The sequence below is a fragment of the Paenibacillus sp. SRL342 genome (assembly GCF_984798905.1).
In genome coordinates, this window is the sequence record NZ_OZ481790.1 from 5,155,190 (window position 1) to 5,169,687 (window position 14,498).

General features: G+C 45.0%; 10 protein-coding genes. 4 read left to right on the forward strand and 6 right to left on the reverse strand.

Annotated elements, in window-relative coordinates; genetic code table 11:
• Positions 1 to 9: 9 nt before the first annotated feature.
• The 3 genes from AC4E8D_RS22735 (at position 10) to AC4E8D_RS22745 (ending at position 2,673) form a co-directional block, all read left to right on the forward strand.
• Entirely contained in the window at positions 10 to 432 is a 423-nt protein-coding gene (locus tag AC4E8D_RS22735) for a MarR family winged helix-turn-helix transcriptional regulator (protein ID WP_221824355.1), read from the forward strand.
• A 56-nt stretch (positions 433 to 488) separates the two neighbouring features.
• Positions 489 to 1,349 carry an alpha/beta hydrolase gene (locus AC4E8D_RS22740; RefSeq protein ID WP_221824357.1) on the forward strand — a complete coding sequence of 287 codons (861 nt, stop codon included), beginning with the start codon at positions 489 to 491 and terminating at the stop codon, positions 1,347 to 1,349.
• A gap of 124 nt (positions 1,350 to 1,473) precedes the next feature.
• Positions 1,474 to 2,673 carry an MFS transporter gene (locus AC4E8D_RS22745; RefSeq protein ID WP_221824359.1) on the forward strand — a complete coding sequence of 400 codons (1,200 nt, stop codon included), beginning with the start codon at positions 1,474 to 1,476 and terminating at the stop codon, positions 2,671 to 2,673.
• A 111-nt stretch (positions 2,674 to 2,784) separates the two neighbouring features.
• Here the strand turns inward: AC4E8D_RS22745 and AC4E8D_RS22750 are convergent, their stop codons facing one another.
• Positions 2,785 to 3,237, reverse strand: a complete 453-nt coding sequence (locus tag AC4E8D_RS22750) for an Lrp/AsnC family transcriptional regulator (RefSeq protein WP_221824361.1) — start codon at positions 3,235 to 3,237, stop codon at positions 2,785 to 2,787.
• A gap of 170 nt (positions 3,238 to 3,407) precedes the next feature.
• On the opposite strand from AC4E8D_RS22750, the gene AC4E8D_RS22755 reads away from it, so the two are divergent.
• Positions 3,408 to 4,592: a serine hydrolase domain-containing protein gene (locus AC4E8D_RS22755; RefSeq protein WP_449003511.1), complete on the forward strand. Its 1,185-nt coding sequence runs from the start codon at positions 3,408 to 3,410 to the stop codon at positions 4,590 to 4,592.
• 56 nt (positions 4,593 to 4,648) lie between these two features.
• Here the strand turns inward: AC4E8D_RS22755 and AC4E8D_RS22760 are convergent, their stop codons facing one another.
• From AC4E8D_RS22760 to AC4E8D_RS22780, 5 genes are all read right to left on the reverse strand, one after another.
• Positions 4,649 to 6,010: an amino acid permease gene (locus tag AC4E8D_RS22760; RefSeq protein WP_490205237.1), complete on the reverse strand. Its 1,362-nt coding sequence runs from the start codon at positions 6,008 to 6,010 to the stop codon at positions 4,649 to 4,651.
• A gap of 422 nt (positions 6,011 to 6,432) precedes the next feature.
• Positions 6,433 to 10,914, reverse strand: a complete 4,482-nt coding sequence (locus AC4E8D_RS22765; protein WP_490205238.1) for a coiled-coil domain-containing protein — start codon at positions 10,912 to 10,914, stop codon at positions 6,433 to 6,435.
• Complete coding sequence (locus AC4E8D_RS22770; RefSeq protein ID WP_339186353.1) at positions 10,862 to 11,632, reverse strand: DUF6063 family protein; 771 nt, start codon at positions 11,630 to 11,632, stop codon at positions 10,862 to 10,864. The genes AC4E8D_RS22765 and AC4E8D_RS22770 overlap by 53 nt, the downstream gene beginning before the upstream one ends.
• Entirely contained in the window at positions 11,622 to 13,148 is a 1,527-nt protein-coding gene (locus AC4E8D_RS22775) for a replicative DNA helicase (RefSeq protein WP_405130525.1), read from the reverse strand. Before AC4E8D_RS22775 ends, AC4E8D_RS22770 begins: the two co-directional genes overlap by 11 nt.
• Complete coding sequence (locus AC4E8D_RS22780; RefSeq protein WP_490205239.1) at positions 13,121 to 14,173, reverse strand: Wadjet anti-phage system protein JetD domain-containing protein; 1,053 nt, start codon at positions 14,171 to 14,173, stop codon at positions 13,121 to 13,123. The genes AC4E8D_RS22775 and AC4E8D_RS22780 overlap by 28 nt, the downstream gene beginning before the upstream one ends.
• Between the last annotated feature and the right edge of the window lie 325 nt (positions 14,174 to 14,498).

Below are 14,498 nucleotides of genomic sequence, written 5' to 3' on the forward strand. Positions count from 1 at the left end.
ATTACACGTATGAAAACAAGAGACGCTATTTCACTCATATCCAAAATTAAAGAGAAGGTCAACCGCTTTATCCTGGCCGAGATGGCTGAGCAGGGAATCCAGGATCTCGCTACGTCCCATGGGGATATTATCTATGGCCTGTACAATAATCACAGGATGACTATGGCTGAAATCGCCAAAAAAATTGGTAAGGATAAATCCACGGTGACTGCACTTGTGGACAAATTGGTGCGGACAGGATACATCGTTAAGGAGCGTGATGCAACAGATTCACGAGTTGTTCATGTGGCTTTGACTGCAAAAGGCGAACAATTAAAGCCGGTCTTTGAAGAAATATCACAGCGCATACTGGACGTGTTTTATGCGGACGTTACGGAAGCGGAGAAAAAAGAACTGCTGCGAATTTTAATGAAAATTCATAGCAACTTCTAATTTTTTTTGGAGAAATAGTTTGATATCAAACTAATAGTTTAGAGGAGGTTTTTGGTATGACGGACTACACACAATTTTTACCGGAACATGAGGTAAAGAAGATCGGAGAACATGATTTACACTTGGAGATATTCGCAGGAACCCCGCTTCATGACGAAAAAACAACGACCAAGAAGCCCCCACTGCTGTTCGTACACGGTGCATACACAGGCAGCTGGATGTGGAGCAAATATATCCCCCACTTTGTCCAGCACGGTTGGACCTGTTATGTCATGAACCTGAGAAGTCACTACAAGAGTCGGGTCATGGATATGACAAAGATTACGTTTGACGATTATTTGGAGGATATTCGTGAAGTGTTAGCCGAGTTCAACGAGCCTCCCGTTCTCATTGGCTTTAGCATGGGTGGGATTCTCAGTCAAAAGATTGCAGAAACCGTTACTCTGGCAGGCCTGGTTGTGATCGACGCCAGTCTGAGCAAGGAAGTCCATGAGCTAATCCCCTACCCTGAAAGTAATCGTATCACACCTGGAATTATCATGCCTGCACCTGTCCGTGATGAACTAACCAGTATAGATGAGACGGCAGAAGACATTGCTTTTCAGCTTAAATATCTGCAATCGGAGTCCGCGAAGGCATTTGCTACCTTTTCAGTTCTTTGTGGAGCCGATGGTGTATCCATTAATGGTGACCTGATCCATTGCCCCAGTCTGGTGATCAAGGCTGTTTCCAGTGAAGACGAAGATCAGAGAGGCAAATTAACTGCCAAGCAGCTGCATGCTGCATATGCCGGACTGTGGGATACGACCCATACGGGTTTACTTGTAGGCCAACGGTACATGGAACCTGTCGATATCATCCTTGAATGGCTGAACAGACAGTTCCCCTTTGAATTAACGGAAAAACTCACAAATTAAAATAAATACCATGTTAAGACCTCCTTTTTACCTTTAATCCTGTATGCAAAAGTTTGATTTTTTCAGATAAGCTTATATGCATAGTTCTGGATAGGATTAAAATATAAGAAATGAGGTTTTATTCATGGCCATTAACACACCCCTCCCAAAACAAAGGGAGCTGCCTTCCATATCTTCAGAACGCCTTCCGTGGGCTGGGCTTCTTGCATTAGCCATGGCGGGATTTATTTGCATCCTCACTGAAAGCCTGCCTGCGGGACTGCTGCCACAAATCGCAAAAGACTTGGGGATCACAGAGGCTCTTACCGGACAGTTGGTGACTCTTTATGCCATTGGATCACTTGTTGCTGCCATTCCCTTGACTGCTGCTACACGCGGATGGAGACGCCGACCTCTTCTGCTGGCATGCATTAGCGGTTTTCTTGTCTTTAACACCGTTACCGCCTTATCCTCAGATTATATCCTGACACTTGCTGCTCGTTTTATGGCGGGAGTCTCTGCGGGTGTGTTATGGGGAATGACAGCAGGTTATGCTCGTCGGATGGTCCCGGATTCGTTAAAAGGTAAAGCCATGGCTGTGGCTATGGTCGGCACACCCGTGGCACTAGCCCTTGGTGTTCCAATCGGTAGTTTTCTCAGTTCTTATATCGGCTGGCGCCTCATCTTCGGGATAGTATCTCTTCTGACCGTAGCTCTAATCGTATGGGTTCTCTGGAAAATGCCGGACTTTGCCGGAGAGCCCGCTGGGGAACGTCTTCCGCTGCACAAGGTGTTTTTAATTCCGGGAGTTAGGCCTATTCTGTTTGTTGTTCTGGCCTGGATGCTTGCCCATAATATCCTATATACCTATATTTCTCCCTACCTTGCCCAGACCGTATTTGCTAACAGAGTAGACTTGATTTTGCTCATTTTCGGTATTACTTCCATTGTTGGAATTTGGTTAACCGGAATGCTTATTGACCGGTTTTTGAGGAGATTGGTTATCATTAGCTTGGCATCATTCGCTCTGGCCTCTGTCGTGATGGGAATCGCTACTCATCAACCTGTGATTATTATTCTTGGCGTCATGATCTGGGGACTTACGTTTGGCGGGGCCGCGACACTGTTACAAACTGCCATCGCTCAAGCCGGAGGCAAAAGCACAGATGTCGCCCAATCGATGCTGGTTACAGCATGGAATCTGGCGATTGGCGGAGGAGGCATCATCGGGGGCATCCTTCTTGAAGTATTAGGAGCAGGATACCTTTCTGGGGTGCTGTTTATCTTGCTCATTCCTGCGTTGCTTGTAGTTATGCGTGCTTATAAATATGGATTTCCCAAGTAAGTAAAATAACAGGAAGGCATTTTGCATGAGTTAAACGTAAGACAAAAGAGGAGTTCACTTGATGTGGACTCCTCTTCTGCATTACATTTCAAAGTTTTATAGACTGTAATCTTATTCTGCCTGTGCCAACAGATTTGGTCCTTCCACGAGATTCTTATGTGCAATTGGAGAAGACATGGTGATTAAAGTCATGTAAGTACCGTACGGATCACACTTGTTCTCAAACTCCTCGAGTCCCTGAATGGTGTCTGTGAGGATTTTTAGCAAGTAATTGTACTCCCCGCTTATCCGATAACATTCCACAACTTCAGGTGACGCACGACAGAAATCCAGAAAAGGATAACAATCCCGCGTACGAAAAAGAACATAGGCTGTGCTTTGCTTGCCCAATTTGGAGGGGGAGATCACGGTTCGATATTCCTCGATGATTCCCTTTTCTTCCATTCGTTTGACTCGTTCAGTAACAGCGGGCTGAGATAACCCCACCAATTTGCCTAGTTCGGTCATGGATAATCTCGCCTGATTCTCCAAGTGATACAGAATATGCTGATCTATTTCGTCCATGTGATCCACTCCTTTAAATACATAAGATATATTCAGAAATTACCTTAAGTATATTCGCCAATTCATTATAATACCTTTAACAAACCATGTAATACAAGATCAATCATTTATATAATAAACACAGTTATCACGAGAAATCAAATACATCAGTTGGTGAGAGGAAGATAAGCATGAGAAAAAAAGACATGACAACATTGCATAATTATGTGGATGAAGCCATTGACCGCGCTATAAGCGAAAAAAGAATCGTAGGAACAGTTGTACAGGTTGCATTAGGAGGGGAACTGGTATATAGCCGGGCTGCTGGTTTCGCAGACAGGGAGCAAAAGCGTACCATGTCGGAAAACGCTCTGTTTCGACTTGCTTCCGTAACCAAACCTATTGTCTCGACAGCAGCTCTGGCATTAATCTCCCAAGGAAAGCTGAGTCTGCATGATCCTGTGACCCGCTGGCTTCCTGCATTCCGGCCCAAACTTGCCAATGGTCAGGATGCTTTAATAACAGTACATCAGTTGATGACACACACCGCAGGTTTGACATACCGTTTCTTCCAAGAAGATCAGGGAACCTATGAGCTTGCAGGAGTATCGGACGGAATGGATTGGTCTGAAATGAGTCTGGAGGAGAATTTGCAAAGGCTGGCTTCTGCTCCTCTTCTGTATGAGCCAGGAAACATGTGGAGATATTCCATTGCGACAGATGTACTTGGTGCCGTTATCGAAAAAGTAACTGGGATGTCATTACGAAAAGCTGTTCAAACGCTAGTTACTCTTCCACTCCACATGACCGACACTGACTTTGTTGCGGTGGATTCGGAACGATTGACAGCCGCATATGCTAATGGTTCTGAAGAACCGCGTCTCCTTCATAAGGAGTTGGAGCAGATTCCTTTTATTGAGGGTACTGCTGGCTTCCGACTGTCACCCAATCGTGCGAATCGTACTTCTGCTTACTTATCGGGCGGAGCGGGTATGGTTGGAAGTACCGGAGATTTTCTTACTTTACTTGAAGCATTGCGACAAGGAGGACAGCCTCTTCTTACAGAAGCCGTTGCGGCTGAGATGTCTACCAATCAAATCGGTGATCTCGCGATGCCATACTGGCCGGGCAGAGGGTTTGGCCTTGGTTTTACAATACTTAAAGATCCTGTCGCAGCCGGTACACCAGAATCAGCGGGTACGTGGCGAATGGGTGGAACCTACGGTCATTCCTGGTTTGTTGATCCAAAAGAAGAACTTAGTGTTGCAGCATTCACCAACACGGCACTTGAAGGGATGTCGGGCCAGTATACAACCGATATCTGTGATGCCATCTACGCGAGCATTCGTGAAGGCAAAGAGGCTGCAAGAATTTAAATACGAATAACCGCCCAATATCATTGGGCGGCTTTATTTTGCAACGATGGTAAGACCTACTGTCTGTTATTACTCAAATTTCTCTTTTTAAAAAGGTAGATCCCCGCAACAAGAATAAACCACACCGGCGTGACAAATAGCGCCACTCGCGTGTCCTCAGCCAATGCCAATACTACTAGCACAAACGCGAGAAAAGCCAAAATTAAATAGTTTGAGAACGGATATAGTGGCAACTTGAAGCGACTGCGACTAGCCAGTTCCGGCTGAGTACGACGATATCTGAGATGACAGATCACCATGATGCCCCAGACAAAGATGAAGCATACAGTCGACACGCTCGTGATTAGTGTAAATACGCCCTCCGGCATCACATAGTTCAGTACAATCGCAATCAGAATAACGATTGTAGAGAAATACAGCGCATTGGAAGGGACTTTTCGCTTGTTCAGTCGTGCAAACGACTCAGGCGCGTTGTGATCTTTTGCCATGGAGAACACCATACGGCTTGTACTGAAAATGGCACTGTTACACGCCGAAGCCGCTGATGTTAACACAACGAAATTCACAATCCCTGCAGCGGCCGCAATACCTACAGCGGCAAACACCTGTACAAACGGACTTTCCGTAGGCACAATGGCGTTCCACGGGTAGATACTCATAATAATCAGCAATGCGCCAACGTAGAAAAGCAGTACCCGGATCGGAATCTGGTTAATCGCTCTCGGAATAACCTTCTCCGGGTTCTCGGTTTCCCCCGCTGTCAGCCCCACCAGTTCCATGCCTACAAAGGCGAATACTACCATCTGGAACGATATGATGAATCCATGCAGTCCATTCGGGAACCATCCCCCATGGCTCCAGAGATTACTGAAACTGGCTGGACCCTGATCCGTGGTAAAACCTTTGAAGATCATATATAAACCAACAACAATAAGTGCCAGAATGGCCACGACTTTAATTAGGGCAAACCAGAATTCCATTTCACCGAACAGCTTGACCGTAGCCAAGTTCATGATTAGCAATATGACCAACGCAATTAATCCCGGCATCCACTGAGGTACATTCGGAAACCAAAACTGTGTATACAATCCAACGGCCGTAATATCAGCCATGGCAATGGAGATCCAACAGAACCAATAGGTCCAGCCTGTAATAAATGCCGCCATATTTCCCAGGTAATCACGCACAAAATCGACAAAGGAATGATACTGCAAGTTGCTTAACAGCAGCTCCCCCAATGCACGCATGATCAGGAACAACACAACACCCGTAATGATGTAGGCCAGCAAGATGGATGGCCCTGTTAGCTGGATCGTTTTGCCTGCTCCGAGAAACAGACCTGTACCGATCGCACCTCCGATCGCCATCAACTGCACATGTCGGTTCTTTAATCCCCTTGTTAACGTTTCTTGCTGCATGATCAACCACCACTCTCTTTCTGCAAAAATGCTCTCTACGATGCAAAATATTATTACTCATCATATAATAATCTGCTCAGAATACATATCCCTCATTTATATTTTTTTTCACGGCAAATAGGGCCCTTTTGTAAAAGTGCCCTCACAAGCCATTTTTGATAATTCATAATTTATAAAATGGGCGTGACTATATAAATTGAACTAAAGAATATTTACACTTGCCACTCCGATGATAGATCAACCTTCCAATCGCTGTTATCTTCAAACTATTTTGATTTTCTTTTATAAAGGTGAAACTCTGGGGATATATGTGAAGCCTATGCTTCACATAAACAGTTAGTTCAAGCTATATAGAATAAATTCCTATTCTAGTAACGGCCATTTTCCTTTAATTTAACCCTTAATGTATCCTCATCCCAACCTTAAAACAGCTCCATCTGATCCACCCTCAAGTCAATTCTTGCCAGCGTTTCAGGGGCATGATCCCGGAAATAAGCATGTTGTACTCGATGGGTCGAATCAATAATTTGCTTGGATGCATCGTTCGTACTCCGAAGACGGCAGCTGTATACAATTGGAAAATAGTCCTGCAAAAACTTGCCCTCTGCATGTGCAGTCAAGGAAATGATCTGAAATCCCAGCTGTTCCGCAATAAAGAATACAGGACTGAGCACATGATCACTCGAAGCCTTTCCAAATGGGTTGTCCAGAATAACTGTACGGTGTAGCTTCATATTGGCTTTGATATACTGACGACGTTCAGCAACGTAGTTCAATAATCCGAGGAATAATGTCATATTCTTACTCCATTTTTCTCCACCCGACCAGCGGTTCGATTGCTCCCAAGAATATGAAGCTCTCGTCACCTGGTGGTCATTCGTCACTTTACGGCAGGTGACCTTCATCGCTTCACCCTTCAATACAACCTGAAGAAGTTGTCTTGAATCGAGCCATTTTTCCAGACTTTTACGCAGATCGCCCTGCTGTGTATTACCAGACTCATCGATGGTATATTGAATCCCCTCTAACTGAGACAGAATCCACTCCATATAGCTGCGAATGCGATCCTTACCGTCTTGCTCTTCCCATTCCGGGATAGAAAAACTGAAGATTTCCCGCCAACCTTCAACGGATTTAATCCGCGTCTTCTTCGGCAGCTCTTTCAATTCCTGTACAATTCGCTTCAAATGCGTGTGAATCCTCTGAATAAACTCTTGCAGATCACGATCATAGGTCTGAATCGTTTCTTCCATGATGTGAATTGCCTTCTGAATTCTCGACTCCATCGTCTGTCTGAATTCAATAACTTCTGCATAGGAATCTTTCAATTCGATCCCCTGGATGGCCATTTGCCGAAGTTTCACTTCCTTGACTTTGGAAATACAGAAATTTTTAAAGCTGTCCCTACCTTTGCCAACGATACTCTGCTCCCGCTCCTTCTTTTGCAAACAGGATTTGAGCTCAGTGACAGAGCGCTCGCTAAGCTCCATGCGAGCATAAGTAAAATCCAGTACACGACGTTCCTCCAAATGTGCAGGATGTATCCGTTCGTCATTCATACGATGCACGAGGGTATGCTTATCCCATAGCTGCAGCACACCATTCAGTTCATTAATCTGATGTTCTACGGCATCGCTTCGCTGTTGCCATTCCTTCTTCTCTAGCTTTAGCTTTATATTTTCCTGTTGCAGATTCAGCTTAACTGCCTTCAGGTCATCGTCAAACCGGGCTGGCTGCTTCTCCGGAAATTGAATGCTAAACTGCTGTCGTAAAATTGTCATGCGTCCTTCATTATTTTGTATCTCAGCCTTTTGTTTTTGTAGCTGTTCTGTCAGCTGTTCAAATTCATCGCGGTATCGTTCGATTCGCTGCCATGCCGACTGCTTCTGCCTCTCCAGCTCGACCGGCAGGTACAGCTCTGTATCCAAATCCAAATCAGAATGCTCACGGAGCAAATCGCTCATTCCCTTTTCCGCCAAAGACCTCTTTTCCCGTTCGTGCCCCTGCTCCATTTCAAGTTGATTGCGTTCTTTCATGATACCGGAGCGCTCCTGCTCCAAGACTTTATGCTCTTCCTTAAGCTCCGTCATCGAGCGGATTGCATCAACATAAACAAATCCCTGCACTTTCCGGTATAACTCATCATTGCGCAACAATTGCAGCCTCGTATTCGCGTCATGGTACTCCTGCTGCACAACAGATTGTTCCTCCAGAACTCTGGTCAACCCATATTTCTTCATCCTAAGCTGTTTTTGCATACCAGATAGTTGCTCACTGATCGGCGCAAGCTCCTTCTCCAGCTTGCCTCGCTCCACACCAAGTACTACATAACTTTGCCCATCCTTCAGCCAGACTCCCAGTTGATGAATCACATCTTGCATTTCAATAAGTTCCGTACGGTATTTGTCCATCGACTCTTCAAGCTGCCTGGATCGCTGTTCATTCTGCTGGATTTCTTGTGTAAAGCGGATCACCCGTTGGCGGCTTGCATAAAGTTGCTGCTCCAACGCCTGGGAATCCGACAACGGGTATTTGTGTAGAAACTGCCGAAAAAGATGTTCGGCAGTTTGCCATTTCATCAGTTCCTCTTCTCTATTCTCACGCTCCCGCCTGATCTGCTCGGCCCGCTCCAGCAATCCTGCCTTCCACTGCTGAAAGCCGGCTTCCTCTTCATTTCCCTGCCAATGTGCAGGAACGATCCAATGCTCTTTGGACTCTTGCTTCCCAGTTCCTTGTATCATCGCCGCCGCTTCTGCCGTACTGAGCACACGGATGGGATAAGCAAATTCATCTTTTACAGCCGCGAGCTTCTGCATAAGCAGTTTCTTTTCCCCTTCTGTTGTGACCAGGGTCACGGACCACAGACTATCTTCGCACCGTTCCCAAGCATCATCCCCCAGATTCAGTGCACGAGCATATTCAGTGCCCGTTTGCAGCAAACTGAGTTGTCTTTTCCAAGTCTTGACGAATCGTTCAATGACAGTGTCAGCGAAAAATATCTCCTGTTCATTGTAGTCATCTACATAGCGGTAAGCGAGCCGTTCTTTGTGCAAAAATGTCTTTTTTTGTTCCTGTCTTTTTAGCATCCCTTCCTTGAGCCGCTCCTTGACGGAAGCTTCTTTATCGTATACAGAGGTGAGCCGTTCCCAATTCGGACGCAGCATACCCAACTCACGAACCACAGTGTCATGCTCTTCATTTAGCTGCTTCTGTTGCTGTTCCAGTCTTGCCTTTTCTCGTTCCTTCTCGCGGAGTTCCTCCTCCATTACTCGTCGACGGGTCCGAATGATTTCCTGTTCTTCATTCATCTGCTTGAGCTGACGCATATGATCGATCCGTTTGTCCTCCAACTTTTGCTGTCGTGCAGACCAAACCGGAATCTGCTCCTCAACCTTTTCCAGTGAAGGATTAGCCAGAATAGCGCGAGCAATTTTGTGCTGCTGTTCTTTTTTTTCATCAAATTTGGTCTGTTTCTCATGTAGTTTCAGGTCCCATGACCGGGTCTCAGCAAGAAGCCGATCAATGGTTTTTTTCATTTCAATCTCTTCGATTTTCAGACCCTCAAGAATAGAAGCCTGTTCTGTCAGAGACAGAGATATCTCTTCGTCGTCCAGGGCAAAAGCCGTTCGCAATTCTCCACCGTTTTGTTCCCAGCGCTCTTGCAGCTGCTGCTCGTCCTCATTTTGTTCAAGCCTTTCAAGCTGCTGCTCCACCTGTTGCAAACGTGCCTCGGCCACTTCCATACTTACTCGATGCTCTGAGTATTTCAGTGAATAAAAAGTTCTTGCTGCGTGCTGAAGCCGCTTGTACAGCATATCCGTCTCTTCCTGAACTCGATTTAAGCTGTTCACCAGCACGGAGTGTTCCTGCTCAGCTTCCGCAAGTTCCAGGGATTTAAGCTGCAACTGGAGCTCCTCTTGCTGTTTTGTCCAAAGCTGTAAACGCTCGACAAGCCCGGCCTTCTCCATCTGTTGCTCCCCTTGCTGCTGCCATGCTAACTTCTGATACGCTTTCCCCTCTGCGCGTGCTTCATTGTAACGTTCCCCGGCTTGATGCAGTCCTTCATATAATTGCACATAGTGGCTTAACTCCTGCAAAATCAGCTTATTTTCCTCGATTTGTTCTTTTAATTCCTTATAGCGCTTGAAACCTTCACGATGTGTATTAAATATGTCTACGAAGCTGCCCTTCTCAAAGCCTTCCATTGCTTCTTCAACCGTAGGGATCAGCAGTCTGTCAAACAGCTGTGATGTTGATTTGCAATCATCAAAAAAGTTCTCTATCCCGCCCTCCGTACTATTTATTTTCGCTACAGCCTCCCACTCTGACGCTATAATATGGAAATTCTCTTCAATATAGGCCTTATACTCCTTAAGCGTACCAAAAGTTTGAGCCGTCAGTGGAAAGCGCTGTGCCATCGAGGAATAATACTCTTGCATTTCACCTTTGTCTGCCGGCCTTGTCTTCCCCATATGCTCTTTGACGAACGGGATAGACTCCAGTCCGTTCCCATCATGTTCACCATATTCATAGGTATAACGATAAGAATCAACACCGCTGGTGTTAAGGAAAAGGCTAACGCACGTCATCGCATATCTGCGACGCGGCTTGTCGTTCAAAATCCACTCTATCGCAACATGAGCCGGGCCATTCTCCAAAAGAAGCGTATCTTTGAGCTTTCTCCCGGCCAATTCCGAGTGCGGCAACATTGCCTGCAGCGCCGTTTGAATAAACACCGTTTTTCCGCCGCCGTTCTCCAGGAGAATCGCACCGTTATGGCCATCAAACTGAAATATCTCATCATTATATCTTTTGTTCCCACCTTCATAGAGCACATGGGTAAACCTGATTTTAGAGATCGACGGCATGAATTTCATCCTCTCCAGCAATTTTTTTTCGCTCATCCAGACTGTAAAGAAAATTCAGAATCCCCCGATTATACTCCAGCTCCATAAAATATCGCTGTACAATCATTTTGGCCTTCTCGGTCAAAGCTAACTCACCTGCACCAACCTCTTCAGCCAGCTGCTGTTCCAGCAAAAAACGCTTGACCGTATCCAGAAAGCTGAGACGGCTGATCGTATTCCCTGTTTGCCGCTTTGCTGTTTCTTTTATATCATCCATCGTATCCCATTTCTCAATGACAGCCGACCAATGATAAGAGAACTCGACCTCGTAACTTTTTAATTGCTCCTCTTCAAACTCCTTGAGTAGTTCAACTCTCTCCTGTAACAACACGGCCCATTCATCCAGAGGAATAAAATTCCTGGTTGGCTCCAGACTCTGATAACTGTCATAGAAAGCACCAATAAACACAATGATGGCCATGTACATAAGGTACAAGTCTGCATTTACCGCAGAAGACCGTAGATAGGTTTTCTTCATATAGTCATTGCTCACATGAAACGGCGACAAACGAACGAGTGGAATCAGATACAACCCATCACCTGTTACAATCACAGCGCAATCCACCTCAGCCGCAAACTGATCGACAAGTCCTCGAACTTCGTCATCCGCCATATATTCCTGCATACTCTCTTTCTCTACTTCCCCGCTCAGGGCCAGTTGCGAATACAGCTTGAACGCCTTCATTACCGTTTCATTATTATAGCTATAGGTCACCTTGCTCGTTCCCCCACTTTAACTTCATATTTTGGATTTGATAGCGCGTACCCGTCTCGACCATACCTGGACACTCAGAGACAACCAGCATCTGATGTCCCAGCAGACCAAATACTTCCTCCAGTCCAGTATTGTTATCATCTCTTCGATCCATGGACAATGCCTGGACTGGGCTTCGTTGATGTAGAATCAGCCAAAAGTCATAAAAGCTGCGCCTGTCTAACCAATGTCTTCGTCCATACTTTTCCAATCGTTCTATAAATTGATACAATTCAATCTCCGTTTTTTCATTAAGCTCCCGAATGAGCAATTTCATGATCTCCATAAAGAAAGCTCCCCGATGCAATGCAAACTGTAGATCGTTGTCTTCACCAGAAACCTCCAGGAAGCTATCTACCCGTGGTGCTTGCTCATCCATGCCGGTCATATTTTGTTCAGCAAACAACGTCAACAGCGACCAACTTCGTATCTGCCCCAGCCTCATAAAAGGAGATATTACCCCTTTCATCGACTCAAGAGGCAGCGGTAGCCCGAATACGATACCTGCAACATCCTGTTCAAAATTGAAAGAACTAAGTCCCGTGTAATACAGCGACTCCTTGGCCGAATGCAGAGCATGATTCTTTAGATTCATACATTGCTGTAATAAGCCCGAATGCTCGGCGTGAACTCTCTCTAACTCATTGGAAATGCGCAAAATATACTCATAAGCGCGTTCCTGCTTCTCCAAGTTCGTATCCGCATACAAACGCGTCAGCGTTTCTTTCACGAATTGTCTTAGCTCTTCAAACTCTTCATTTTCCCGTTGTAATCGAGCATAAATATCCTCCAACAGTACACTGTACCGTTTTAGTGTCTCTTCTGATACAATACTGCGTTTAATTTCATGCTCAAGTTTTACCATTCGCTCCTGCAATGACTCGACGTCTACCCGCATTTCATTGATTTGTCGCAGCGCTCCTTGGAACTCACCTTTTTCGAGTTGCTTGCGGAGGACTAGTTGATGAATGGACAGCTGAAATTCTGAATAAAACTCCTTCGTTGCAAACACCAGTTCAAGCCCATCCTCATCCAGCGCATAAAATTGTGTATTGTTCTTTGAATCAAAAGCATTCGCCCTCAGAATAGATGTATATATCGTCTGCCGTTCTCGGGTTTCCCAATTGAAAAATGTAAATTCACGCTTTTTACCCGAAGCTGGACGAAAAACTTGAATAATGTCCCGTGCCAAATCCTCGCATTGCGAGATGTCTACCTTCAACTGCCCTTCCGTAATACGCAGTAAATATAGAGCTAGATCCTTGACCCCCACCTTCGTATTTCTCATAAGCTTATGTTCAAAGAAAAACAACAAGGCCAGCAAACCAAGCTCCATCATCTCAATGGGCTGTCCGAGCTCGTCGTTTTTCTTTTTCCGTTGCAACTCAAATAAAGGATCAAACAGAGCCACCTTCGACATACGTTCCTGAAAACCAGACAGCGTGTCTTCTAATTCAAATCGATCCATTGATTCCATGCTTCACTCCTCCATATGTGCTGCAATTGTTGCGATGACAACGTTTCTTGCGGGTAGTATCCTCCTGAATGAAGGCAGTTTTTGATCTGAGACTGCTGCCGCTGGCTGAAAAACGAGGAAAATTCCTCTACAGCATGATCTACTCTTCGCTGATTGTTTTTTCCTAGTACATAGGGTTGCTCCAAACAAGCTTCATAGAATGGAAGCGCCGGGATCATCATCTGTTGCTTGTTTGCCTCATGCCAGATACGTATCCCCTCATAATCAAGATCCCCAAAGTAAAAGAAACGGTGCTCACGATTTGTTATGGGATACTGCAACGAAAACATGTCCAAATTCCCAGTAATTTTATTGCCACAGCCGTAAATTAACGTATTGAAAGAACTTGACGGCAAAACAGGGAGCAGTGCTTGAAATGTCGTTTTATTCTCTACGATTAAATGTGTACACCTTAAAAAAAGAGATTCTGTTGTCTGGTATGGATTTACAGCCAACATTAACGGATCGGATACCGGATGAATACGAAGCAAGTCCCACACTCCAAGCCGCTTTAGCAGTGCAGCTCCACCTAGATCAGTAATCCACTTCTCATTTCCGGTGAGCTGATAGCTTCGTTCCGGAGCCGGAACCGTCGATAATGGAAAACCCTTGGTTTTCAGGAAATAATCGATACGGTCAATCCACGGTCGATCCTCAATAAATTGCTGTTCCGACATTCCAAAATAGCTATCCAACAGTATTGTTGAATGAATCTTAAGACGATACTGTTGGAGATGCTGATTGTGCTGCTTCACAATGGCTGGTCTGTTGACACGATAACGGTAAGCAAGTGACTTCTGTTTCATTGTACGACCAGCAGACTTCACCGGTTCGAGCACTCCATCTTGCTCCAATTCTAATACCAACTCTACAAACTCACTAGGATTGGATTCAATGCTGCCAAACAGCATTTCCAACTCTTCAAGGGTAATTGTCACTTTTTTGAAAAGACTAAGTTTCTCTTTTATCGTTTGCTTGATATTCATAGGCAATGCATCTCAAATAAATGAATGGATTCAACATAAAAGTGATAAATTTGAAATGACTTTTCAAAGGATATCAAATCTTTGACTGTCTGTTGGGACTCAACCAATATATGTATCTGTTTCATACAATCTCGTCGTTCCTATTTGCAATTCTCTCAATCAACGCTGCCGATAAATTCAACTTTCCCATGAAAAACGCTCCAATCATTAATATTTTTAAATTGTGTCGCAACTAAAATAATGTGTATTTACAGTATACACTACACTCCCCACCAAAGCCGACAAGTCGACCTCTTTAATCTAACCAGATTCAGGAGACCAAATT